The following is a 24948-nucleotide window of genomic DNA, read 5'->3' as shown; positions in this document are numbered from 1 at the left end:
AGTGGACTCAGCCGACGGAACCTTCCATCTCCAGGTCGATCAGGCGCTTGAGCTCGACGCTGTATTCCATCGGGAACTGACGGGTCAGGTCGTTGACGAATCCATTGACACTGAGCGACATCGCTTCGGCCTCGGTCAGTCCACGCTGCTGCATGTAGAAGATCTGCTCTTCGCTGACTTTGGAGACAGAGGCTTCATGCTGGACGGAATTCCGGTTTCCGCGGACGGTGATCGCGGGATAGGTGTCGGTCCGGGAATTGTTGTTGATGAGAAGGGCGTCGCACTCGGTGTTGTTCCTGCATCCGGTCAGGTGCTTGGGGATATGGACCATGCCGCGGTAGGTCGAACGCCCTTCGCCGACCGAGATCGACTTGGAAATGATATTGCTGGTGGTGTCGTCCGCCAGGTGGATCATCTTGGCCCCGGTATCCTGGTGCTGTCCGTCATTGGCCAGGGCGATGGAGAGGACCTCCCCGCGCGCGCGCCGGCCCTTCAGGACCACCCCCGGGTATTTCATGGTCAGGCGCGAGCCGATGTTGCAGTCGATCCACTTGACGGTGGCATCCTCCTCCGCGATGGCCCGCTTGGTCACCAGGTTGAAGACGTTGGATGACCAGTTCTGAACGGTGATGTATTCGATCTTGGCGCCTTTCAGGGCGACCAGTTCAACCACCGCGCTGTGGAGGGTGGCGGTATTGAATTTCGGGGCGGTGCACCCCTCCATATAGGTGACCTCCGCACCCTCGTCGGCGATGATCAGGGTGCGTTCGAATTGGCCGAAGTTCTCTGCGTTGATGCGGAAGTAGGCCTGGAGAGGGTGGCTGACCTTGACTCCGGGAGGCACGTAGATGAAGGAACCTCCGGAGAAGACGGCGGAATTCAGGGCGGAGTACTTGTTGTCGCCGGTCGGAATGACCTTGCCGAACCATTTGCGGAAGATTTCCGGGTGTTCCATCAGGGCCTCGGTGCTGCCCATGAAGATGACCCCCTGCTTGCCGACGGCTTCCTTGATGTTGGAGTAGGCGGCTTCGCTGTCGAATTGGGCTTCAACCCCGGCGAGGAATTTGCGCTCGTTCTCCGGGATGCCGAGCCGCTCGAAGGTTTCCTTGATGTCCGCGGGAACCTCGTCCCAGGTCCGTTTCGGCTTCTGGCCGGACGCGAGGTAGTAGCGGATCTTGTCGAAATCGATGGTTTCGAGATCCTTGGTCGCCCAGTTGGTCGGGAGGGGTTTGCTCTCGAAGACCTTGAGCGCCTTGAGGCGGAACTGACGGATCCAGTCGTCCTCCCCTTTGACGTCGGCGATGTAGTTGACGACCTTTTCGTTCAGGCCGACGCCGGCATCGAAGGCGTAATTCTCCGGATAGACGAAATTGCCCTTGTCCCGATCGATGTTGATGGCGGGCGTGGGTGTCGCGGTGGTCATGGGTGCTCCTGGTTTGAGTGTTTTCCGGTTGGGGATCAGACCGTGGCCGGGGTCAGTTCCTTGACCCAATCGTAACCCTTTTCCTCGAGTTCGAGGGCGAGTTCCTTGCCTCCGCTCTTGACGATCTGTCCGTCCCAGAGGACGTGCACATGGTCGGGAACAATGTAGTCGAGAAGGCGCTGGTAGTGGGTGATGAGAAGAACGCCAAGGTTGGCGCTGCGCAGCGAATTGACGCCCTCGGAGACGACCCGCAGCGCATCGATATCCAGGCCGGAATCTGTTTCGTCGAGGACGGCGTAGGAGGGCTCCAGCATGGCCATCTGGAGAATCTCGCAGCGCTTCTTTTCACCTCCGGAAAACCCCTCATTGACGGCACGGGCAGTGAACTTCCGGTCGATCTTGAGCAGATCCATCTTTTCGTAGAGTCTCTTGTAGTAGGCGGTCGCCTGCAGTTCATCTCCCTCTCCGAGGCGCGACTGGACGGCGGCCCGGATGAAGTTGGCGATGGTCACCCCGGGTATTTCGCTCGGGTATTGGAAGGCCATGAAGAGCCCCTTGCGGGCCCGCTCGTCCGGTTCGAGTCCGAGAATGGATTCTCCGTCGAGCAGAACCTCTCCCGAGATCACTTCGTAATCAGGATGGCCGGCCAGGGTCTTGGCCAGAGTGCTCTTGCCGGTGCCGTTCGGGCCCATGATGGCATGGACTTCGCCCTTTGGAACGGTCAGGGAGAAATTCTTGAGGATCGGCTTGTCGCCGATTTTGACGGTCAGGTCTTTGATTTCGAGTGTGTTCATTTCTGGTGAAGTCTGGTCAGGGATGGGGACGGTTTCAGCTGGAAGTCTGCAGGGTCCGCCCGCGGAAATTGATCTCGATCTGGGCCGCTTCGAAGCCTTCCGGCAGCTTCCGGCGAAGGCCTTCCACGGTCTCCTTGTCGATCTCCACGTCGACGATCTGCCCGGTCCGGGTGTCGTGAAAGTGGGCGTGCTCCTTCAGATTGGGGCAGTAACGGGTCGGTTCACGCTCGAAGTTGACCTGCTTGACCAGGTTGCACTGAACGAGGGTTTCAAGCGTATTGTAGACGGTCGCGAGCGAAATGCCGGCCATCTCGGCCCGCACCCTCGCATAAACTTCGTCGGCGGTGGGATGATCCCGTTTCGCGAGGAGGGCACCGTAGACAACCTCCCTCTGACGGGTGAAGCGCATTCCTTCCTCCGCGAGTTTGCGGGTCAGAACATCGTGGGGGCTCGTGGCGGGTGTCATACCCCATTACTTAAATGGAATAATTCCGGATATCAACTGAAACTTAGACTTATTCCATTTAATTTCCGGGCGATCTCAGCGTTTCCATTGTCTCGGAGGGGGGATCACTCGAGCCGCCACACCGCCTGCCCCGGCACCTTCCGATGTCGCGGGGAGAGTCTGGCAATTCGACGTTCGCGGCGGCTCCGCCCTACGGACAAGGGGACAGTCAGGGACGGGGCTCTTCAAGCCGCGATGTCAGTCGGTCTGTTCGGCCAGCCAGCGTTCAGCTTCAATAGCGGCCTGGCAGCCCATGCCTGCGGCGGTGATGGCCTGACGGTAGACGTGATCGGCGCAATCGCCCGCCGTGTAGATCCCTGGCACACGGGTCCGCACCTGACTTCCGGGGGCGGGGAGGAAATAGCCGTTCTCGTCGAGGTCGATCTGTGAGGCAAACGGGCCGGTATTGGGCCGGTGCCCGATGGCCACGAAGACTCCCTTGCAGTCGAGGGTGCTTTCGACCCCGGTCTTGACGTTACGGACCCTGACCCCGGAGACGGCTTTTTCCGCGACGCCGATGACCTCGGTCACGACGGTATCCCAACAGGTTTCGATCTTGGGGTGGTTCTTGACCCTGTCGGCCATGATCGGGGAGGCCCGCAATTCATCGCGGCGATGGATCAGGGTGACCTTGGAGCAGAATCGGGTCAGGAAGAGGGCTTCCTCGGCAGCGGAATCGCCTCCGCCGACCACGACCACGTCCATATTGCGGTAAAAGGCGCCGTCGCAGGTGGCGCAGGTGGTGACGCCGCCACCGCCGAAGAGTTCCTTCTCCCCGGGGACCCCGATCATCCGCGGAGAGGCACCGGTGGCTATGATAACGGCCCGTGCCTTGTAGTCCCGTTCGGCGGTCTTGAGGACACGGACCGGCTGGGAGAAATCGACGGAGGTGATGTACGCCTGCTCAAACCGGGTTCCGAAGCGGGTCGCCTGTTTGCGAAGGTTGTCCATCAGGACGAAGCCGTCGATTCCTTCGGGAAACCCCGGAAAGTTCTCCACTTCGGAAGTGGTGGTCAACTGCCCGCCCGGTTGGTTGCCTTCGAGGACAAGCGGATTGAGATTGGCCCGGGCGGCATAGATGGCAGCGGTCAGACCGGCGCATCCGGTTCCGACGATGATGATATTTTCAACTTCCTGGCTCATAAGCGTTCAAAATCCAACTCGTGCAGGGGAACCGCAACAGGATACCGGTAAGGGTCGATCAACAAGCCAAAACATGTAACAGTTTTGAAGGTTGTTTGTGTGGTCCGGGTGCGCTTGATTGGGGCTCAATTGATGAAACTGATCGATTCCCACACCCATCTGGTGAGTTTTCTTCGACGGGGCACGGTGAGAGCGGCGATCGCCGGTGCCGCTGCGGCCGGAGTGGAACGGATGATCACAATCGGCACCGAAGCCGGGGATTGGGAGGATAACCGAGCCCTGGCGGCCGCGCATCCCGGTGTGGTGGACTACACCGTCGGGCTGCACCCGACTTCGGTTGACGAAGGCTGGGAGACCTGTCTGCCGAGTCTGGAGGCGGCCCTGGGATGGGACCCGGCTCCTGTCGGATTGGGAGAGATGGGTCTTGATCGCTTTCATCTGCCGAAAGAATCCCGCGAAGCGGAGAAGGTATTTGAGCGCCAACGCAGGGCCTTCGCCGCGCAGCTCGAACTGGCGACCCGGTCGGATCTGCCGGTCATCATCCATTCCCGAGGCGCGGTGCCCGAGTGTGTCGAGATGATCGACGCTTCCGGGCTGTCCTGGGCCCGGGTGGTCTTCCATTGCTTTACGGATGGTCCGGAATTCCTCATGCCAATCCTGTCCCGGGGAGGTAGGGCGTCCTTTACCGGGATCGTCACCTATAAGAGCGCGGAAAACGTCCGGGAGGCCCTCAAGGTCCAGCCGCTCGATCGATTGATGGTGGAAACGGATGCGCCGTATCTGGCGCCGGTTCCCAAGCGGGGCCAACCGAACGAGCCGGCCTTTGTCCGCTACACGGCGGAGGCCTGTGGGGAGATCCTGGGGCTGGGTTCTGAAGAGATCGCCTCCCTTACCCACGCCAATACGATGGCGTTCTTCCGGTTAGGTTGAAGACCGAAAGGCAGAGAGTGGCTCTCACAGAGACACAGAGGCAGGGAGGTTGAAGAATGGAATCACCCGAACCACCAATGGGGATCTTAGATGATTGGCTCTGTGCCTCTGTGCCTCCGTGAGAGATAAAATCCGACTGAGAGTGGCTCTCACAGAGGCACGGGGGCACGGAGGTTGAAGAATGGAATCACCCGAACCACCAATGGGGATCCAGATGATTGGCTCTGTGCCTCTGTGCCTCCGTGAGAGATAAAATCCGACTGAGAGTGGGTCTCACAGAGGCACGGGGGCACAGAGACTGAAGAATGGAATCATCCGAACCACCAATGGGGATCCAGATGATTGGCTCTGTGCCTCTGTGCCTCCGTGAGAGATAAAATCCGACTGAGAGTGGGTCTCACAGAGGCACGGGGGCACGGAGACTGAAGAATGGAATCATCCGAACCACCAATAGGGATCCAGATGATTGGCTCTGTGCCTCCGTGCCTCCGTGAGAGAAAGAAGACCAAACAAGAGGTGCTTCTAGAGAGGGGAGGTTCCTGGCACGAACCGTCCTGCCCATCACTTATCCGCGGCGATTCAGCCTTCGTCGAATTTGCGTTCGAAGAGCTCCTCGAGGTCCTTGAGCAGGTCTCCGGCGTCTTCGCCCGTGGCGGTCACCCTGATCTTGGAGCCGCGGCCGGCGGCCAGCATCATCAGGCCCATGATGCTCTTCCCATTGACCTGCTCCTCGTCCTTTTCGAAATAGACCTCCGATTTGAACCGGTTGGTGATCCGGACAATCATGGCGGCGGGACGGGCGTGGATGCCCATCTTGTTCTGGACGGTGAGGGTCTTTTCCGCCGCGTTGGATGGCGGGTTGGTCTCACTGGTTTCCATGTATTCGTCGGAGAGCGGTCATTGCCCCGGAAAGCGAGTTCGAAGATTCCGGAGGGAGCTTCTTTTTTCGGTTTAGCGGGGGCCTTGCAATCCAAAAAGCGGTTGCCGCAGGCAGGAGGGAGCCGGACGCCTCACAATCGGACGGGAAACCATGGGTTTCCGGCACCTTGGGTCAACCGGGCCACGGCAGGTCCTGGTCCGGCCAATCGCGCGACAGACTCTCAGATTTTTCCGTCCGCCCGTGATTCCACCAGGTTGTAGAAATCGGTGAAGAGCGGGTCGGCATCGTTCGGCCCCGGGGCGGCCTCCGGGTGGTATTGGACGGAAAAGACCGGCAACTCCCGATGGCGGAGCCCTTCAACGGTGCCGTCATTGAGGTTGATCTCAGTGACGACTCCGCCTCCGGCCTCGACGCCGGCCGGATCGGTGGCGAAGCCATGATTCTGGCTGGTGATGGAGACCCGTCCAGTCTCGAGATTCTTGACCGGCTGATTGCCACCCCGATGCCCGAACTTGAGCTTGAAGGTGGCCGCGCCGAGTGCGTGGGTGATCATCTGGTGGCCGAGACAGATCCCGAAAGTCGGCAGGTCACGCATCAGTCGTTTGACCGTTCCGTGGACATAATCAAGGGCGGCAGGGTCTCCGGGTCCATTGGAGAGGAAGAGGCAGTCGGGCTTCATTTCGAACACCGCTTCGGCCGGGGTGTTGGCCGGGAGAACCGTCACGTCGAACCCGTGCCGCACCAATTTCCGGAAAATGGAGTATTTGGCACCCAGGTCGAAAGCGGCGACCCGGAACCGTCGGCTTACCTTGATTTCCGGGTAAAGCGAGGTGCCGACCGGCTCGTAGGGCACATTGCCGGGTTCGCCGGCGTCCCAGGTATAGGCTTCCTGGGCGGTCACTTCCTTCACGTAATCGCTCCCGACCAATCCCTCCCATTCGCGGGCTCTGCGGATGGCTTCTTCATCTCCGATGCCCTCGGTGCTCAGACAGGCTTTCATGGCACCGGAGACCCGGAGTTTCTTGGTGATCGTCCGGGTGTCGACTCTCTCGATGCCGGGAATCCCGTTGCGCTCAAGGTAGTCGCCAAGGGAACTGCGGCCCCGCCAGTTGCTCATGGTCGGACTGAGTTCGCGGACGACAAAGCCGAAGACCTTGGGTCCGGAAGACTCCTCGTCCGCATCATTGACCCCGTAATTGCCGATCTGGGGGGCGGTCATGGTCACAATCTGGCCGTAGTAGGAGGGGTCCGTCAGGATTTCCTGATAACCGGTCATGCTGGTATTGAAGACCGCCTCTCCCGTCACGGTGGCGCAACCGCCCCAGGCGGGACCACGGAAAATGCTGCCGTCTTCGAGAGCAAGAACACCGGAGTTGGATTGGTTCATCGGGCCTGCAGGTAAAATGATCGAAAGCGCCGTGCCAAACGAATTCGCGAGGTTTTCCGGAAGATGAAACCACCCGCCGGTTTGACAGGCGGGAATGGACACGGATAGTCGTGTCTTTACCAAACGACATGGATTATCAGGAGAACCGCGGTGAATGGTTTGACGGGCAGGGCCTTTGGGAGCACGTGCCGAAGGAAACCTGGAATGATTGGGGATGGCAGCTGAAGAATCGGCTGACCCGGGTCGAACAGCTCGAGGCCGTCATGACGCTGACTCCGGAAGAGAGGGAAGGTTGCCTCTTTGCCAACCGAAAGCTGGCCCTCGCGATCACTCCTTATTTCTTCAATCTGATCGACCGCGAGGACCCGGACTGTCCGGTCCGGCGTCAGGTCATCCCACGGGTCAACGAGATGACCACCGCGCCGGAGGAACTGCTCGATCCGGTCGGGGAGGATGGCCACTCACCGGTCCCGGGGATTGTCCACCGCTATCCGGACCGGGTGCTTTTTCTGGTGACCGACCGATGCGCCGCCTACTGCCGCTACTGCACCCGGAGCCGGCTGGTCAGCAACGCGCAGGACTACAATTTCCATCCGGAATACGAGCAGGGCCTGCGCTATATCGAGAGCCATCCCGAGGTCCGCGACGTTCTTCTGAGCGGAGGAGACCCCTTGCTGCTGGCCGATCGGAAGCTGGACCACCTGCTCGGACGCCTCCGGGCCATTCCGCATGTCGAGTTCATCCGGATCGGCTCGCGCATTCCGGTCTTTCTTCCGCAGCGCATCACGCCGGAGCTTTGCGAGATCTTCCGCAAACACGGTCCGGTCTGGATGAGCATCCACGTCAACCATCCGAAGGAATGCACCCGTGCCCTGATGGAAGCCTGCGAGCGCCTCTCCTTCGCGGGGGTGCCCCTCGGAAACCAGTCGGTGCTGCTCAAAGGGATCAATGACAGTCTGTCGACGATGAAGGCACTCGTTCATCGCCTGTTGCGCATGCGGGTTCGTCCCTACTATATCTACCAGTGCGACCTCATTACGGGAAGTGCCCACCTTCGGGCCGATGTCCGAAAGGGTCTCGAGATCATCCGCGGCCTGCGTGGGCACACCACCGGCTACGCGGTGCCGCAATTCGTCATCGATGCTCCTGGCGGGGGCGGCAAAGTGCCGATCAATCCCGATTACGTGGAATCGATCAGTGATGAGGAGATCGTCTTCCGCAACTATGAGGGCCACCTTTACCGCTACCCGGTGACAGCCGGAGTGGCGGTTCCGGAGTTGCGGGAGTAGCGCTTCCGGGGTGCCTCCCCGGAGGTTTGAACTGTTATTCCCGGGATTTCCTCGCGTCCTCGATCGGATCGTCGGGGTGAAGGTCGTGCCAATTCTTGGCGAGAATGATGTCGCCCTTGAGGGCCGCGACAAGGGGCTTGAGCGGACCGAGGGGATCGGTGTCTTCCGGATTCTCCAGGGCCAGGCCGATGAAGCACAGGGCCGAATTGGCCGAGGCCCGGGCGATCATTTCAAGAGCGGGGCCATCGCCGACCACGATATCGACTTCGGCGTCGAAACGGGTCTCTTTGATCATGCGGGTCAATCCGGCGGTGGCGTCTTCCTTGCCGGCCAGACCCGCGATAATCCGGCGGACCCGGATCCGGCAATTGCGCCAGCGACCGGGGGCACCTTCGCGAAGCAGATGAGCCAGCGTCAGCATGAATCCTCCGTTGATCCGGGCGCGCCACCAGATGTCGATGACCGGCTCGAGTTCATCGAAGGGCAGTTCCGCTTCCGCGAAAATGAGCAGGCTTCGCTGGAGCTCCAATATCCGACGCACGGCCCGGATGAACTGATCCTGGTTGAGGGCGTCCTCGCTCCACCCCATCAGGACAGTGTTGGGCTCGAGCGCGCCGACGCCGGCCACCTGGAGCAGGGTGGAGACGCCGTGCTCGAAATCCTCCGCCATGATCGTCTTGCCGACGGCCGATAGCCGGTTGTCGCGGATGAACTCCTCGAGGCTCTTCTGGAGGGGAGCCTGTCTTGGAACCAGGGTCTGCCAGTCGCCGGTGATGATCTGGGAGAGGAAAAGCAGTCCGCGACGTGCCTCGAGGCGATTGGCCAGTTCGACCATGGGGAGTCGCGATTTGGGGTTGCCGACAAGGACGAGGAGGATCGGGCGCCAGTTGCGGACATGCTGGCGGGAAGCAGCCAGTTTCAGAAGGCCGAGCCGGGTGACGGCGAACCAGAGGCCGCTGCGTTCGTCGCCCCAGGCCGTCTTGTACTGCTTGCGCTTGAGAAAACTGTAGAGGCCGAAAATCAGGAGGACCGCAACGACCGTGGCCACGGCGTTGAGCAGAAACATGGCGAAAAGACACCCGGCCGCCCCCAGCAGGCTGAAGAGCCAGTGGGCCCGAAAGGTCGGTCGATAGCTGGGATTGGCCACCAGGGCGCTTAAGCCCGAAACCAGGTTGACCGTTCCGTAGGTGGTCAGGAAGAACATCGAAATGATCGGGGCGATCAGGTCGAGTTGGCCGGCGAGAATGCAGAGTCCCGCCACCACGGTGGTCAGAATCAGGGCCAGTTTGGGCTCCTTGCGTGGCCCGGACCCACGACCGATCCACAACGGGACCACCCGGTCGCGGGCGAGGGCCTGGAGGGTCCGAGGGGCGGCCAGGAGGCTGGCGAGGGCGGAAGAAAGGGTGGCGGCCCAGAGCCCCACGAAAATGAGCGACGGCACCAGGGCGATGCGCTGCATGACCAGTTTGTCGTTGATCAGTTCCGACCGGCTGGCGTTGAGCGAGAGCCAACCCATCTGGATGGCGTAGATGATGAACGTGATGATGACGGCGAGAATCGTCCCCCGGGGAATGCTTCGGGAGGGATCCTTGAGGTCGCCGGACATGCTCAGGCCCGACATCACTCCGGTGACAGCGGGGAAGAAAATGGCAAAGACGAGCCAGAAATTCTGTCCGGATTCGTAGGCCGGCTGCAGGTTGTTTCGCCAGTCGGTCTGTGGAGACCATCCGATGAAGAAGGACAGAAGGGAAACGACCAGAGCGGCGAGAATGAGGTACTGGGTCTTGACCGCCAGGTCCGCTCCGATCCAGGCGACCACGAAAATGACTCCGAGGACCCCGAGGCTGACCAGCCGGGTATTGATCTCGGGGAGGAGAAACTGAAGCGACTCGGTGAATCCGATCAGATAAAAGGCGACCGAGACGGCCTGGGCCATGAAGAGCGGCAGCCCGATGCTTCCCCCGATCTCCAATCCGAGGCTGCGGGAGATCAGGAAATAGGCGCCGCCGCCACCGACCCGAAGGTTGGTGGCGATGGAGGAGAGCGACAGGCTGGTTAGCAGGGTGATCGAATTGGCGATCAGGAGGATGATGAGGGCGCCCTTCAACCCGGCCTGCCCGACCACCCAGCCGGTTCGCAGGAACAGGATCACTCCGAGAATGGTCAGGAGGTTGGGTACGAAGACGCCGCCAAAGGTCCCGAACTTGCCGTCGCCAGCCTGCTTGTCGTGTGCGCTCATCAGAGAGGTGGAGCCGCGGATATTGGGATGGCCGGAAATCGGAAACGAGCGAATTCTTCAGAGGGGATGACCGCGCATCCAGTCTTGATCGCTTCCTGGGGATGGAACACGCTCGGCATGAATCCGCTCAACCATGCGTCGACGAAGGACCAGGCAGATGGAAGTGATTGAGTCGGTCCTTCGGGGCGCCGGCCGGCCCCTGGCCATCCCCGAACTCCATGCCGCCGCCGTGGTCGAACTGCCGCGCCTGGGGATTGCCACGGTCTACCGTGCAGTCCGTGAACTGGCCGCCGCCGGGAGTATCGTGAGTGTCACCTACGCGGGACAGCCCTCACGGTTCGAATGGGCGGTATCCCGCCATCATTCCCACTTCATCTGTCATGACTGTGCCCGGGTTTTTGACATCGATGCGCCGGCCGAGGTCCCCCTTCCGGATAAGCGTCCCGCCGGCTTTCTCTTTCAGGGTGACGAGGTCATCTATTACGGGCTCTGCCGCGAGTGCCGGAAGCACCAAGGATAACAGCCGATGGAAGGCTTTCAAAAAGGTGTCCGCTTCTCGGTCCTCTCGATCGGGGTCAACCTGGTCCTGGCCGTGACCAAGATCGTCTCGGGAGTCATCGGCACATCCTACGCTCTTGTGGCCGACGGGATTGAGTCCTCAGCCGATATCGTCAGCTCATTCATCGTCTGGCGCGGGTTGCGCATCTCGGTCCTGCCGGCGGACGACAAGCACCCCTATGGCCATGGGAAGGCGGAATCGCTGGCCGGATTCTTCGTCGCCCTGGCCCTGCTCGGTGCGGTCATCCTGATTGCGGTGCAAAGTATCCGGGAGATCATTACGCCGCACCATGCCCCGGCGCCTTTCACCCTCTTGGTCCTGCTGGCGGTGGTCGGCATCAAGGAGGTGATGTTCCGCCTGGTCAGCCGGGCCGGTCAGTCGGTTGACAGCCTGGCCCTGCGGGGTGATGCCTGGCATCATCGGTCCGACGCCCTGACCTCACTGGCGGCCTTTGTCGGCATCTCGATTGCCCTGATCGGGGGTCCCGGTTATGAAAGTGCCGATGACTGGGCGGCCCTGGCGGCCTGCCTGGTCATTGCCTGGAACGGGTTCAATCTGCTCCGGCCGGCTCTTGATGAGATGATGGATGCGGCGGTCCCGGAATCGACCGAAAGGGAGATCCGCCGGATCGCCCTCGAGGTCGACGATGTCCGGTCGATCGACAAGTGCCGGGGGCGAAAAAGCGGACTTGGGCTCCTCATGGACATTCATGTCATGGTCGACGGCGGGCTCTCCGTCCGTCGGGGCCACGAGATCGCTCACCAGGTGACCGACCGCCTGCGCGAATCCCATCTCCCCATCCACGATGTCGTCGTCCACGTGGAACCGGCGAGGGAGGAAGATTTGGAATCTCGGGTTTGAAATCGGAAGTGAGGATCCGGCTCCACTTCAACAGGCCTCGTTTTCACTTTGCTTCTTCCGGTGGGCCGCCGAAACGACGACATACTTTTCGGCCCATTTGCGGAGGCCGGCCTGTTGGGCGACACTGAGGGTCTTGACCACCTTGGCGGGGGCACCAAGGGCCATGGAGCCGGGGGGAACATGCGTACCTTGGGTGACGAGGGCATTGGCGCCGATGATGGAATGATGTCCGATGACCGCGCCGTCGAGAATGGTGGCTCCCATCCCGATCAGACATTCGTCCTCGATCACACAGGCGTGAATGATGGCCGCGTGGCCGATGGTGACATGCCGGCCGATGATGACCGGAAAGTCATCGGCCAGGTGGACAATGGTTCCGTCCTGGACATTGGAACCTTCGCCGATCTCGATATAGTTGATATCGCCGCGGGCGACCGCACTCGGCCAGATGCTGGACCGCGGGCCCATCCGGACGTCTCCGATCACCGTGGCCCCGGGTGCGACATAGGCCGTGGGGTCGATGCTCGGATCTTTGCCAAGAAAGGTGTCGAGGCGTTCCTCAGGTGTCATGTCCGGAAGATAGGCTACAATCGGCGGGCAGGCGAGTTTGGAATGCAGGGCAGGGCCCGGGCACGATGTCATCTCAGGGGAGTCGATGAGCTGAAGCCGCGGCACCGGCGTCGGGCCGGCCGGACCAGACCCTTGCCGCCGGCTCGCATGGGAACGCCCCGGGAGACTGGGCGGCCACACACGGTGATCGGCTTCCTGGCTTCGATCAGGAGGAGTAGCAATCCGGTTGCCGGTCGCGGAGCAGGGGAACGCGTCGGCGAAACCGGGCGACAGCGGCCGGATCGATATCGGCGATGACCAATTGTTCGGCCCCGGGATCTCCCCGGCCGATGACGGTGCCGTGGGGATCGACGATCAGGCTTGAGCCGAGGAATGATTCACCCTGAAGGGCGGAAGCGGCCACATAGATGCCGTTGTCCATGGCCCGCGACCGAACGGCCAGTTCCCATTCGTCAACCGGGCCGAGCCATGCGGTGGGCAGAAGCATGAGCTGGGCACCGGCCAGGGCGAGGCTTCGGGCGCCTTCGGGAAAGCGGACGTCGTAGCAGATATTGGCGCCGAGGTGGAGGTCGCCCAGGAGATGAACGGGAAATCCATCACCGCCCCGAGCCCATGACTTTTCGGTGTCCCATAGGTGGACTTTGCGGTAGTGCAGGAGAGCTCGTCCTTCAGCGTCGACCAGGAATAGCGTGTTGAAACAGGCGTCACCGGACCCGGATCTCTCCGGCAGACCGACGGCCAGGGCAATCCGGTGGTGGGTGGCCATCCGCGTGATTTCGCCCGAAACCGGACCGGGAATCCGCTCGGCCAATGGGGCCACCACCTCCGGGGAGGCATAGCCGGTGGTCATCAGCTCAGGAAACACCACCAAGGCAGCTCCGGCCGCCGATGCCTCTCCCGCGAGCCGGTCGATCTGCCGGAGGTTGGCGGGAACATCGCCCGGAAAACAGCCGGTCTGGGTGCAGGCGACGCGCATGTATGGTATCTTCACCCCGGTTGGGGGTGACGTCGAGCGCCCTTTTGGATCGAACTCGTCCATCAGCTCGCCCGAACGTTGCTTATTAGCATTTCTAGGGTTGTTGTTCTATCCAGAATTAGCCAAGCTTCCGCCGTTCTCCATTCCAATGACTCAAAATCCCGTAATCTTCAACAATACGGTATTGCGTGACGGGCATCAGTCCCTCGCCGCAACCCGTATGCGAACGGAGCAGATGCTTCCGGTCCTGGCCGCCCTTGATGCCATCGGATTCGGAGCTCTTGAGACCTGGGGGGGCGCGACGATCGACGCGGGCCTGAGATTTCTGGGCGAGTTCCCGTTTGACCGTCTCGACGCCCTCAAGCGGGGTGCGCCCAAGACCCCTCATATGATGCTCCTGAGAGGGCAGAATATCGTTCAGTACGCCAATTTCCCCGACGATGTGGTGGAGGCGTTTGTCCTGATGTCGGCCAAGCACGGGATGGACATCTTCCGGATATTCGACGCCCTCAACGACACCCGCAACATGCGGACCGCGGTGACCGCCGCCAAGAAGGCCGGCAAACACGCGCAGGGAACCATCTGCTACACCTCGAGTCCGGTCCACACGGTGGAGAAATTCCTCGAGATGGGGCGGGAGATCGAGGCGATGGGATGCGATTCGGTCTGCGTCAAGGACATGGCGGGATTGATCCCCCCTTATGTGGCCGGCCAGATCATCGGCGGCCTCAAGCGGGAACTCGGCATCCCGGTCGTCCTCCACACCCATGAGACGGCCGGGCTGGGTGCGGCCACCTACCTGGCCGGGATCGAAGCGGGGGTCGATTCGATCGACACGTCGATCGTCCCCTTCGCCAACGGAACCGGCCAGCCCGACACCATGCGGATGCTTTCCCTGCTCGAGGACCATCCGCGCTGCCCGTCCTACGACCGGGACGCGCTCAAGCGGCTGCAGGATCATTTCCAGGTGGTTTACGATGCCTTGTCCGACTTCACCAGTTTTCGTAATGAACGAGTGGATACGGACGCCCTGATCTACCAGGTGCCCGGCGGGATGCTCAGCAATTTCCGCAATCAGCTCAAGGAACAGAAGATGGAGGACCGCTTCGACGAGGTCTTCGCGGAGATTCCCGTCGTGCGCCAGGCGCTGGGCTGGATCCCGCTGGTCACTCCGACTTCCCAGATCGTCGGGGTCCAGGCCATGCTCAACGTCAAGTTCGGGCGCTGGAAGAATTTCTCTCCCCAGGCCATGCAGATCGCCCTCGGCTATTACGGGCAGACGCCGGCCCCGGTCGACCCGGAGGTCCGGGAGCTGGCGGCGAAGAACACCGGGCAGGAACCGATCGAGTGCCGTCCGGCCGATCTGCTCTCGCCGAACATGGAGAACCTGCGCAAGGAACTGGCGAACAAGGGATACCCGACGGATGACGAGCATTGCGTCATCCATGCCATGTTTCCGCAGGAGCTCGACAAGTACCTTCAGGCGAAGAAGGCGGCCGCGTCGGCACCCCCGCCGCCGGCGCCTGCGCCCGCCGAGCCGGTAGCGGTGGCCCCGCCGGCCCGTCCCGCGGTGAAGGCCGTTACCGGGCCGCAGCCGGGACGCCACTTTGCGGTGACGGTCAATGGCCGGCGCCAGGAGGTCCTGGTCGAGGACATCGGCTGACTCCTGAGTCATGTCCATCGCCACCCGGACCGGAGATCTCGGCACGACCGCGCTCATGTACGGGCGGCGGGTTCCCAAGAGCCACCCGCGGGTCGAGGCCTACGGGACGGTGGATGAGCTGAACGCCGCTCTCGGTTTCGTCCGGGCCACCGCCGATGACCCCTGGGTCCGGGAACTGATCGAGGCGACCCAGCATGAGCTGATCGGCCTGATGGGCGAACTGGCGGTGGCGGACGAGGATCGTCAGCGGTATGAGGATTCCAAATACGAGAGGACGCGTCCGGGTCATCTTGATCGGCTGGATGCGCTGGTCGTCCGGCTGGAGGGTGAGAATATCCGCTTTGAGGGTTGGGCCACTCCTGGCGCCAGCCTGCACGCGGCCGCCCTTGATCTGGCCCGGACCACCTGCCGGCGGTCCGAACGGCGGATCTGGGGGCTCGAGGAATCCGGCAGCCCGGTCAATCCGCTCGCCCTGAAGTACCTCAACCGACTGTCCGATGTCCTCTGGCTGCTGGCCCGGCGGGATGAGAGCCGGGGCAAAGGCGCTTCGTAGGAGCGCCTTTGCCATGGGCGATCTCGGGTTGTCCTCAGCGCCCGGCGGCTTCCGGGGTCCCTTCGGGTTGCTTCTGCCGGGCTGACGAGATCATCCTGAAGAAGAGGTTCCGCAGGTCGTCGAGGCAACTGTAGAAGAGGGGGACGATGACGAGGGTGAGGAAGGTGGCGCAGAGCAGGCCGCCGATCATGGTCCGGCCGAGGGGCGAATAGGGCATGCCAATCATTTTGGAGTTGCCCAGCGCCATCGGAATCAGGCCGCAGACCGTGGTGAAGGTGGTCATGAGGATCGGGCGGAAGCGGTGGCGCCCCGCTTCCATGAGCGCCTGGGTGCGTTCCATGCCTTCGTGGCGGTGCCGGTTGGTCAGGTCGACCAGTACGATGGCGTTGTTGACCACCACGCCGATCAGGATGACCGTGCCGATCATCGACATGATGTCGAGCGGCGTGCCGGTAAGGAAGAGAGTCCAGTAGACGCCGAGGAAGGAGAAGGGGATGGCGATGATGACGGCCAGAGGCAGAATGAACGATTCGAAGAGCACGCCCATCAGCAGAAAGACGAAGCAGATCGACATGATCATCGCGAATTTCTGGGACTTGTCGGAATCCTCCATGCGAACATAGCGGGATCCCTTGTCCCATCGATAGCCGCGGGGCATCTCGAACCCCTGCATGGCCTGGTCGACTTTGGCGAAGAGGCTCTTGGCGTCGGATTTGGACGCCTTGGCCACCACATTGAGGGCGGTCTCCCGGTTTTCCCTCCGGATGCCGCCGAGCGACGGTTGGACAAAGAGCGAAGCCAGCGACTCGAGAGGGACGGGGGTCCCGTCCCGGGAGGTGAAGGTCAGGTTCTTCAGGTCGTCCATATTCTGGTTCCTGGCGTCCTTGAGTTGGACCTGAATATCCACCTCGCGGCCGGTGGGGGTGTAGTATTTGCTGATCTCGAAACCCCGCAGGGTGTAGGCGATGGTTCCGGAGATGGCCCGGGTGTCGACGCCGAGACGGCCGGCCTGGTCGCGGTCGAGGCGGACCTGGAGTTCCGTCGTGCCGGTGTCCATATCGGTCTCGACGGAGTTGAGACCTTCGATGGTGTTCAGGCGACGCTCCACCTCCCGGGCGAGGTGCTCTAGTGTCTCCGTATCCTCGCCGTAGAGGGTGATGGAGACGGAGGCGTCGTCACTGCGGTCCCTCCAGTTGGTCCTCAGGGTGTAACCGGGCGGGACGTCGGCGTGTTCCTTGATGTGTTCTTCAACTTCCTCCTTGGTCATGACGGGCTCCCGCAGGCCGAGCTTCTCGAGCAGCGAGGTCCAGGCATAAGCGTACCATTCGGTATTGGAATCCTCTTTCAGGACGACCTGCATCCGGCCGAAATTGGATCTGAATCGCGTCTCCACACTCTTGATATGATAGAGGTCGGAGTATTCCAGGATGGAGTTTTCGACCCGGGTGAAGAAAGCGTCCGCCCGCTCAAGGGTCTGTCCGGAAGGCATGTCGAAGAAGAGCCAGACATTATTGTTGTCGCCGCCGCCGTTGTTGTCGGTCTTCTTCAGGTTCTTGGCCGGAATGACAATGGTGGCCATGGTCAGGAGGACGAGGAGGGTGGCCTCGACCCGATGGTGGAGGGCCCACTGGAGGACCCTCAGGTAGCGCTTCCGGAGCCAGCCCAGGAGGACGGGTTCGGTATGGTGTTTGCCGCTGGAGAGGCGGAGGGCGGCCAGGGGAACAAAGACCAGGGCGATGAAGAGCGAGGCCAGCAGGGCGACGATAACAGGGGTCCCGATCCGGAGCATCCAGAACGAGAATTCCTCCTCATCGCTCATCAGGATGAGGGGCAGAAAGACGACCACGGTGGTCAGGGTGGCGGTGGTCACGGCCAGTCCGACTTCGCCGGCTCCGCGGATCGAGGCCTGCCGGCCCGGCAATCCCGCCTGTCGGTAGCGGTAGATATTCTCGACGATGACGATCGAGTTGTCGATGACCAGGCCGATGCAAAGCAGCAGACCCATCATGGTGGCCATGTTGAGGGACCAGCCGATGAAGTACATGACAACCACGGTGGTGAGGATCGAGAGTGGAATGGCCAGGGTCAGAATCACCGTCATGCGGATGGCCCGCATGAAGAGAAAGAGGACGATCGAAGCGAAGAGACCGCCCCAGAGCCCCGAGGAGGTCAGGTTGTGAATCGACTCCTTGACGTGGGTGCCCTGGTCCCAGAAAACCTCGAACTCGACTCCTTTCAATTGGGGAAGTTCGGTGATGGTATCGAGGACCTGGCGAACGCCGTCTGAAATCTGGGCGATATTGCCGTTGGCGGCCCGGACGATCTCGATGCCCAGGGCCGGGGTCTGGTCGATCCGGTAAACCCATTCCCGTTCGGGTCGCTTCAGGTTGACGTCTGCAATATCGCCTAGGGTCAGGTTGTGTTCGGCGTCGATCACATAGCCCCGGATGGCTTCGATCGTCTCAAAGCGCGCGAGTGACCGGACATAGATCTTTTTGCCGGACTCGTAGACATACCCTCCGGGCAGGTTGAAATTTTCCCGCCTCAGGCGATTGGTCAGTTCGTAAACATCGATCCCGTGACTCTGGACCCGCTCCTGGTCCAGTTCGATCATAACGTCGTTGCCCTCAAGTCCGAAGATCTCCACATTGCCGACGCCCTCGATGCGCTGGAGCGCGGGTCTCAGGAACTGGTCCGCCGGGTAGTAGGGGTCGCCGAAGGCTTCATCGAACTTGGCGACGAGGAACATGATGGGGATGTCGTTCTCGTCCCAGCGGCGTACCCAGACCCGTTCGACATCATCGGGCAATTCAGGCATGACCCGGTCCATCCGGTCGCGGAGGTCGGCATAGGCGGTGGCCAGGTCGGTCTGGGGCTGGAAACTGATCCGGGCAAACATGACGCCGGGGTAGCACCGGGTGCTGATCTTCCTGACGTTGCTGATCGTGCCGATGATTTCCTCAACCGGCTGGGCGATCTTCTCCTCAATGTCCTTCGGGGTGGCGTTCGGATAGGGAATATAAACCCCGAGGGAGTTCTCTTCGTAGCCTTCGGGGAAGAGCGCGATCGGGATCCGCTGGTAGGCGATCAACCCCACGACCAGGAGGGCCAGAAGGATCATGATCACGGTGACCGGCCGGTCCACCGAGAAGCGGGGAAGCGGGTAGGACGGTTCAGGTTTCATGGTTGTCAGGTGGCCGGGGCGATTGTCTTGCGGCGGTCGACGATGAGGTAGACCGTGGGAATGACGACGAGGGTCAGGATGGTCGAGCTGAGCAGGCCCGCGATGACCGTGATGGCCATCGGGGTGCGGATTTCGGCTCCTTCCCCGAGGCCCATGGCCATCGGGATGAGGCCGAGGACGGTGGTGGCGGTCGTCATGAGGATCGGCCGAAGACGGACGGTGCCGGCCTGGATGATGGCCTCGGTCTTCTCCATCCCGGTCTTGCGCAGGTGATTGATGTAGTCGACCAGGACGATGGCGTTGTTGACCACGATGCCGGCGAGCATGATCAGCCCGATGAATACGGTGATGGAGAGGGAGAGGCCGAGCAGCCAGAGGGCGATCCCGCTGCCGATCAGGGCGAGCGGGACCGTGAACATGATGACCAGGGGGTGGACCAGCGATTCAAACTGGCTCGCCATCACGATATAAACAAGGAAGAGGGCCAGGCACATCGCCAGGATGAGGCTGTTGGTCGAGGTCTGCATTTCGGCGTTCTGACCGCTGATCAGGTAGCCGAAGCCTTCGGGGAACTCCATCGATCCAAGAATGAGGGCGATCCCCGAGGAAACCGAAGCGAGGTCAACCCCGCTGACGTTGGCGGTGAGCAGGGCGGCCCGCTCCTGGTCGATCCGCCGGATCTCGCTCGGCCCTTCGTTGATCCGGATGTCGGCGACTGAGGAAAGCGGGATGGGAATCGGTTCGCCCGGATTGATGATCAGTCGCTCGATTTCATCGACGCCGAGGCGATCCTTTTCGTTGAGCCGGACGAGGATATCAATTTGCCGTTCTTCCCTGCGGAACTCCGTGGCCACCTGACCCTGGACCTTGTTGCGGACGAGTTCGGCGACCTGGCGAAGTTCGAGCCCATACTCGGCCAGGCGATCGCGTTTGTACGATATCTGGAGCTCGGGATTGCCCCGCTGGAACGACGATTTGACGTCGACGAGACCCGCAACGTTCGCGAGTTCGATCTCCGCCTGGCGGCTGACCGTGCGGAGTTGCTCGAGATCCCATCCCCTGATCTCGACTTCGATCGGGCTCTTGAAGCTGAAGAGAGCGGGGTAGGACACTTCGATATTGGTCTCTGGAAGGTCGCGAAGGTTGTTCCGGATGCGGCTGATCAATGCATCTTCCTCCCGGGCACCGAGACCGTCCTTCATCCGGACCATGACGGCACCGGTATGTTCGCCTTCCTCGGACGAACTGGTGGCGGTGTTTTCCGAACCGACCTCGGTGGCGATCCGTTCGACCTCCTTATGGCGCAGGACTTCGTCCTCCACCTGCATGGCGACTTCGGCGGTCCGTTCCAGGGGCGTTCCGACGGGCAGGGTGATGTCGAGGTTGAATTCCCCCTGATGGACCTGTGGGATCAACTCCCGGCCGAGACGGGGCAGGATGCCGCCGATGACCGCGATGAAAAGCAGCACGCAGATCCCCAGGACCGCCGTGGGATTCTTCAGCGACCACCCGAGAACACGAGGGTAGAGGTCCTGAAGGAAATTGAACCCTTTTTCAAACCCGGTGAGGACGGGCGCGAGCAGGGGCGCGCCGACGCAATTGGCGGTCGTCCAGATGGCGATGGCGGTCAGGATGAGGCTGACCAGGACGAGGTGCAGCAACGACCCGATGGTCCGGAGGATGAGTCCAAAATAGAACGTGAGGAGCACGAGCGGCAGCACGAGCAGGGCGGCAAATGTGCGGGCGACCCTCCTGAAAAGAGAGGGTCCGGCGGTCACCCACCCGGAGAACCGGCGGATGTGGTCAAGCAGCCGGCGGGCTGCTTCATTCCGGATGATTCCCGGCCAGACCTGGTCGTATTCCGCCCAGGCCAACCCGGGAATGACCACCGGGAAGCGCGCCAGAAGTGCGGGGAAGCGGGGGCTTCGGCGGCGGACGATCGCCTCGAACAGACCGGCGAGCACCGCGGCCAGAGGAAACAGGACCAGCCCGATTGCACGTATCACCAGAATGACGACGGCTGAAACCAGGAGGAGCAGGCGGACACCCCAGACCGGGGGGATGAACAGGGCGGACCGGAAGCGCGCCCAAGCGTCCATTCCCTCGGTATTGGCGGAAAACCTGAAGAAGCGGGAGGCGACCGGACTGGCGGATCCGACCTGGGCGGCGTCGGTGATTCTGCGCGAAGCCAGCATCGGGATGAAGAAGAGGGCCACGGCCAGCGAAGCCAGAAGCGAGAAGACGACCGTCAGGGCCATGTCGCCGAAAACCTGTCCGGCCACGCCTTCAACAAAGACGATGGGAAAGAACACGGCAACCGTGGTCAGGGTCGAGGCGATGACGGCGCTGCCGACCTCAGTCACGCCACGGACGGTGGCGTTGCCGACGGAGTCTCCTTCCTCCCGGCACCGGAAGATGCTCTCGAGAACGACGATGGAGTTGTCGACGAGGATGCCCACCCCGAGGGCAAGACCGCCGAGCGAGATGATGTTGAGCGACACATCAAAGATGTACATCGGGGCAAAGGTGGCCACGATGGAGACGGGTATGGTGATGCCGACGATCAGGGTGTGGACAAAGTTGCGCAGGAAGACAAAGAGCACGATGACTGCCATGAGGCCGCCGAGAATGGCGTTGCTCTTCACCTCCCGAATCGAATTGCGGATGAAAATCGACTGATCGGAGAGCACCTCGATGCCGGATTTTTCGGGAAGGCGGTACTCGATGAAATCGGTCATGCGGAGCCGGTTCATCGTCTCCATGGCGGCCTGGCGCTTTTTGGCCTCGAGATTGCCCTTGCCGTCACCGGGCTTGCCCTTGCCGTCGCCCTTGGCTGCCTTGTCCTCTTCTTTCTTGGGAGGTTCGGGCTTTTTCTCCGCCTCGGCTTTCATTTTCTCCACAAAGGCCCGTTGCTCCGGCCTGCCCTTGAGGCGGTCTTTGACCTGCTGCGCCACCGCGACCACGTTGGCGTCGGCTTCCTTGTAGATCTCGATCTCGATGCTTTCCTGTCCCTTGACCCGGGTTATGATTTCACGGTCCTTGTGGGAGCGGTAGACCTCCCCGATGTCCTTGATGCGGACGTCCACGCCGCCCTGGCGCGCGACGATCAGGTCGGCGATCTCGTCGATCGATTGAAACTCATTGAGAGTACGGATCAGGTATTCGGTCTGTCCCTCGCGCAGGTTGCCTCCGGGGATGTTGACATTGTTCTGGGCCAACCGGTTGTTCACCTGATTGATATCGAGGCCCATCAGGGATATCTTCTCCTCATCGAGCGAGACGTGATACTGCTCCTCGAGACCGCCCTTCACCTTGACGGCGGCGACCCCGGGCAGGGACTCCAGTTCCCGCTTGATCTCGTTCTCGGCGAGATAGCGCAATTCGTAGAGAGACTGTGGGCCGTAGAGCCCCATCCGCATGATCGGGTCGAGCGAGGGATCGTAATGCAGGAGAAGGGGACGGCGGGCCTCGTCGGGCAGGCGGACCCGGTCGACCTTCTCGCGGATCTCCTGGGAGATGCCCTTCATGTCGGTATCCCAGGCGAACTCGAGGATCACATCGGACTGACCGGCTTTGGAAATGGAGCTGATGCTGACCAGGTTGGGGATGATGCCGAGTTCCTGTTCCAGCCGGCGCGAGATCAGGTTTTCCACTTCCTCCGGTGCGGTGCCCGGGTATTCCGTCCTGACCGTCAGCGCCGGGTAACTGATGTCGGGCATCAGCGTGAGGGCCAGCCTCTTGTAGGAGACCATGCCGAAGACACAAACGGCCATCACCACCATGAGGATGGCAACCGGTCTCTCGGTCGTGATCGAGAAACGGGATTGAAATGGAACGCCGCTCTTCTTGTCCGGATTCATCAGGCGTCACCCGGCTCTTGCTGGGGTGATTCGATCCCGGTCACGGCTGAAGTCTTTGGCATGACCACGCGGACCGGGGTCCCGTCCTTCAGGCCATTCTGGCCAAGGACGATGATCTGGGTGCCTTTCTCGATCCCGGCCACGGCTTCGACCGAAGTGGTATTGTCGTAACCGCCCTCGAGCTTCTGTTTTTGGGCGATGCCTTCCTTGACGGAGAAAACGAAACGTTCACCGCCCTCGTAAACGACGGCTTCTTTGGGCACCAGGACCGCGTCGAGGTGGGTGTCTGTGATGATCTTGACGGCGACAAAAAGGCCGGGCGGGGCCTGGTCGGCGAGGGCCTTCACTCCGATGGTCACCTTGAAGGTTCCACTTCGGGGATCAACGACCGGGCTTATCCGCTTGATCCAGCCTTCAAATTTCACATCGGGCAGGAAGTCCGACGAAAGCTCGGCTGTCTGGCCGACCTGGACCGAAGTGAGGTGGCGTCCGGGAACGTAGACCCGGGCGATCATCTCGTCGAGCCGCATCATGCCGAAGAGCATCGTCGCCGGGGCCACCCGCGCCCCGATCTGGACGGCCCGTTCGGTGATCACGCCGGCGACCGGTGCGCGGATGATCGTCTGGTCGAGACGCAATTGGGCGGACTCGAGGCGGAGCCGGGCCTGGGCCAGGTCGAAACGGGCGGATTCAAAATCCTGTTCATTGATCATCCCGCGCTCCGAGAGATCCTGGGTCCGCTTGAAGGTGGACTCGAGACGCTCGAGAGTGACCTCCGCTTCCTTGGCCGCCACCCGGAGTTCGTCGTCGTCGAGCCGCAGAAGAACATCACCAGCGTCCACCCGGTCGCCTTCCTCGACCAGGAGCTCCCGGATGAGGCCGGAGATCTGCGGATAAATCTCGACCGCGCCCTCGGTTTCAAGGGTTGAGTTGTAGAGGAGATAGGAAGAGATGTCTCCGATCCGGGCTTCGGCGACTTCAACCGGGACCGCCTCCTTTTTCTCGTCGGTCTTTTCTCCGTTCCCGGGACCGTCACCCTCCTTGCCCTCGGCGGGCTTCCCTTCGGTCTTGGCGGTGGCATCTGTTGCACTGTCGGCCTTGCGGCAGCCGGTCGCGCCAACGAGAAGCAGGACCAGGAGAAAAGTGATGATGCGTGCGGTCATGGAGTGGAATGTGTGTGGTCGGGAAGACAGGCGGACCTCAATCGTGAGGCAGGTGCTCCCGGACGGAGCGTCATTGGCGGAAAGCAGACTCAATCAAGCGTGGACGGGCGACTCAAGGAAAGACCGACAAGGTCAGGTTGTGAAGAGGATGCGTGAACGGGTAAAGGTGGAATCTGGCATGCCACAGGATGATCCGCAAACGGTCGGCAGTGGTTTGACTTTCAGGAATACTCCCGGCCGCAGTCAAAAGTTGCGGGAATCGTTCAGTCAGATGCCGTTTCGTCTATCCGGCCGGGCCCGGATTTGCATCGGCCGCAAGATTGAGGGCATGCCGAATGCAGATTACGGCGGCCCGCCTCAGAACCGGTGCAGGGAGTCCGCCTTCGGTCTCATAGTGAGGAAGGTGGACAAACCCGGCGGTAAAGGAGGCCCCCATCCGTGCGCGGGCCTGCATCAGGGTGTAGAAGACCTTGTTGCAGAGAAACCCTCCGGCATCCTTCGACTCCACCGCGGGCAGACCGTCCTCCCGCAGGGAGGCGACCAATCGCGGGTAGTCAAATCCGGTGAACCAGGCGGGCACACCGGCTTCGTCGAGGAGATCGGAGTCGGCCAGGTTTCCTTTGGCGTCGGGCAGGGACCGGTCGGCGAGGTTGACCGCGAGACGTTCGGGCCGGATCCGGTCGCCCCCGCACATGCCGAAGCAGACCACGGCGCCGATGGAGGCGTCGAGCCGGTCAAGGAGGATCCGGGGCCCACGGTCCCATTCCACGGGCAGGCATTCCCGGAGGACAGTCCAGCCGGCCGGCAACTCCGGTGTCAGGTCCCGGATTGTCTCCCAGGATGTATTGTAGCGTTCCTCACCCCAGAGACCGAATCCGGTCAGTAGAAGAGTCTGACGCGTCATCTCAGGAGGGCGTTTGTCGGTTGGCATCGGTGGGTGGTGGCGCCGGGGCTTTCATGGACCCGACA

19 protein-coding genes are annotated in these 24948 nt (G+C 61.6%); 6 read left to right on the top strand and 13 right to left on the bottom strand.

Annotation, left to right across the window (positions count from 1 at the left end):
* Positions 1–7: 7 nt before the first annotated feature.
* The 4 genes from sufB to trxB all read right to left on the bottom strand — a co-directional run bounded on the left by sufB (position 8) and on the right by trxB (position 3865).
* Entirely contained in the window at positions 8–1423 is a 1416-nt protein-coding gene (gene sufB / locus R3F07_09500) for a Fe-S cluster assembly protein SufB (GenBank protein ID MEZ5276602.1), read from the bottom strand.
* Positions 1424–1458: 35 nt separating this feature from the next.
* Positions 1459–2217, bottom strand: a complete 759-nt coding sequence (gene sufC, locus R3F07_09495; protein MEZ5276601.1) for a Fe-S cluster assembly ATPase SufC — start codon at positions 2215–2217, stop codon at positions 1459–1461.
* Positions 2218–2251: 34 nt separating this feature from the next.
* Positions 2252–2683 (bottom strand): transcriptional repressor, encoded by a 432-nt coding sequence (locus tag R3F07_09490; GenBank protein ID MEZ5276600.1) that lies wholly within the window; start codon positions 2681–2683, stop codon positions 2252–2254.
* A gap of 237 nt (positions 2684–2920) precedes the next feature.
* Positions 2921–3865: a thioredoxin-disulfide reductase gene (trxB, locus tag R3F07_09485; GenBank protein ID MEZ5276599.1), complete on the bottom strand. Its 945-nt coding sequence runs from the start codon at positions 3863–3865 to the stop codon at positions 2921–2923.
* Positions 3866–3997: 132 nt separating this feature from the next.
* Between trxB and R3F07_09480 the strand changes: the two genes are divergently transcribed.
* A complete protein-coding gene (locus R3F07_09480) occupies positions 3998–4795 on the top strand; it encodes a TatD family hydrolase (GenBank protein ID MEZ5276598.1) in 798 nt (265 codons plus the stop codon).
* A 579-nt stretch (positions 4796–5374) separates the two neighbouring features.
* Here R3F07_09480 and R3F07_09475 read toward each other — a convergent pair.
* Both R3F07_09475 and carA read right to left on the bottom strand, forming a co-directional pair.
* Entirely contained in the window at positions 5375–5674 is a 300-nt protein-coding gene (locus R3F07_09475; protein MEZ5276597.1) for an HPr family phosphocarrier protein, read from the bottom strand.
* A 221-nt stretch (positions 5675–5895) separates the two neighbouring features.
* Positions 5896–7062, bottom strand: coding sequence for a glutamine-hydrolyzing carbamoyl-phosphate synthase small subunit (gene carA / locus R3F07_09470; GenBank protein ID MEZ5276596.1), 1167 nt, complete (start codon positions 7060–7062; stop codon positions 5896–5898).
* A 110-nt stretch (positions 7063–7172) separates the two neighbouring features.
* Between carA and R3F07_09465 the strand changes: the two genes are divergently transcribed.
* Positions 7173–8351, top strand: coding sequence for a KamA family radical SAM protein (locus R3F07_09465; GenBank protein MEZ5276595.1), 1179 nt, complete (start codon positions 7173–7175; stop codon positions 8349–8351).
* Positions 8352–8385: 34 nt separating this feature from the next.
* Here R3F07_09465 and R3F07_09460 read toward each other — a convergent pair whose 3' ends face one another.
* On the bottom strand, positions 8386–10590 hold the full coding sequence (locus R3F07_09460; GenBank protein ID MEZ5276594.1) for a hypothetical protein: 2205 nt from the start codon (positions 10588–10590) through the stop codon (positions 8386–8388).
* Between the two features lie 133 nt (positions 10591–10723).
* On the opposite strand from R3F07_09460, the gene R3F07_09455 reads away from it, so the two are divergent.
* Both R3F07_09455 and R3F07_09450 read left to right on the top strand, forming a co-directional pair.
* Positions 10724–11110, top strand: a complete 387-nt coding sequence (locus R3F07_09455) for a transcriptional repressor (GenBank protein MEZ5276593.1) — start codon at positions 10724–10726, stop codon at positions 11108–11110.
* Positions 11111–11116: 6 nt separating this feature from the next.
* A complete protein-coding gene (locus R3F07_09450) occupies positions 11117–12010 on the top strand; it encodes a cation diffusion facilitator family transporter (GenBank protein MEZ5276592.1) in 894 nt (297 codons plus the stop codon).
* Positions 12011–12037: 27 nt separating this feature from the next.
* Here the strand turns inward: R3F07_09450 and R3F07_09445 are convergent, their stop codons facing one another.
* Positions 12038–12652, bottom strand: a complete 615-nt coding sequence (locus R3F07_09445; protein MEZ5276591.1) for a gamma carbonic anhydrase family protein — start codon at positions 12650–12652, stop codon at positions 12038–12040.
* A gap of 133 nt (positions 12653–12785) precedes the next feature.
* Positions 12786–13571: a nitrilase-related carbon-nitrogen hydrolase gene (locus R3F07_09440; protein MEZ5276590.1), complete on the bottom strand. Its 786-nt coding sequence runs from the start codon at positions 13569–13571 to the stop codon at positions 12786–12788.
* 133 nt (positions 13572–13704) lie between these two features.
* Between R3F07_09440 and R3F07_09435 the strand changes: the two genes are divergently transcribed.
* On the top strand, positions 13705–15219 hold the full coding sequence (locus R3F07_09435) for a pyruvate carboxylase subunit B (protein ID MEZ5276589.1): 1515 nt from the start codon (positions 13705–13707) through the stop codon (positions 15217–15219).
* A 10-nt stretch (positions 15220–15229) separates the two neighbouring features.
* The gene (locus R3F07_09430; GenBank protein MEZ5276588.1) at positions 15230–15772 is read left to right on the top strand and encodes a cob(I)yrinic acid a,c-diamide adenosyltransferase; all 543 of its coding nucleotides are present in this window, start codon (positions 15230–15232) and stop codon (positions 15770–15772) included.
* 34 nt (positions 15773–15806) lie between these two features.
* Here R3F07_09430 and R3F07_09425 read toward each other — a convergent pair whose 3' ends face one another.
* The 4 genes from R3F07_09425 to R3F07_09410 all read right to left on the bottom strand — a co-directional run bounded on the left by R3F07_09425 (position 15807) and on the right by R3F07_09410 (position 24910).
* The gene (locus R3F07_09425; GenBank protein MEZ5276587.1) at positions 15807–18956 is read right to left on the bottom strand and encodes an efflux RND transporter permease subunit; all 3150 of its coding nucleotides are present in this window, start codon (positions 18954–18956) and stop codon (positions 15807–15809) included.
* Positions 18957–18961: 5 nt separating this feature from the next.
* On the bottom strand, positions 18962–22816 hold the full coding sequence (locus tag R3F07_09420; GenBank protein ID MEZ5276586.1) for an efflux RND transporter permease subunit: 3855 nt from the start codon (positions 22814–22816) through the stop codon (positions 18962–18964).
* Positions 22816–23979, bottom strand: coding sequence for an efflux RND transporter periplasmic adaptor subunit (locus R3F07_09415; protein ID MEZ5276585.1), 1164 nt, complete (start codon positions 23977–23979; stop codon positions 22816–22818). Before R3F07_09415 ends, R3F07_09420 begins: the two co-directional genes overlap by 1 nt.
* A 283-nt stretch (positions 23980–24262) precedes the next feature.
* The gene (locus R3F07_09410; GenBank protein ID MEZ5276584.1) at positions 24263–24910 is read right to left on the bottom strand and encodes a hypothetical protein; all 648 of its coding nucleotides are present in this window, start codon (positions 24908–24910) and stop codon (positions 24263–24265) included.
* Positions 24911–24948 lie beyond the last annotated feature (38 nt).

The organism is Opitutaceae bacterium (assembly GCA_041395105.1).
GTDB lineage: Bacteria > Verrucomicrobiota > Verrucomicrobiia > Opitutales > Opitutaceae > B12-G4.
This window is presented reverse-complemented; position numbering and strand designations above follow the sequence as displayed.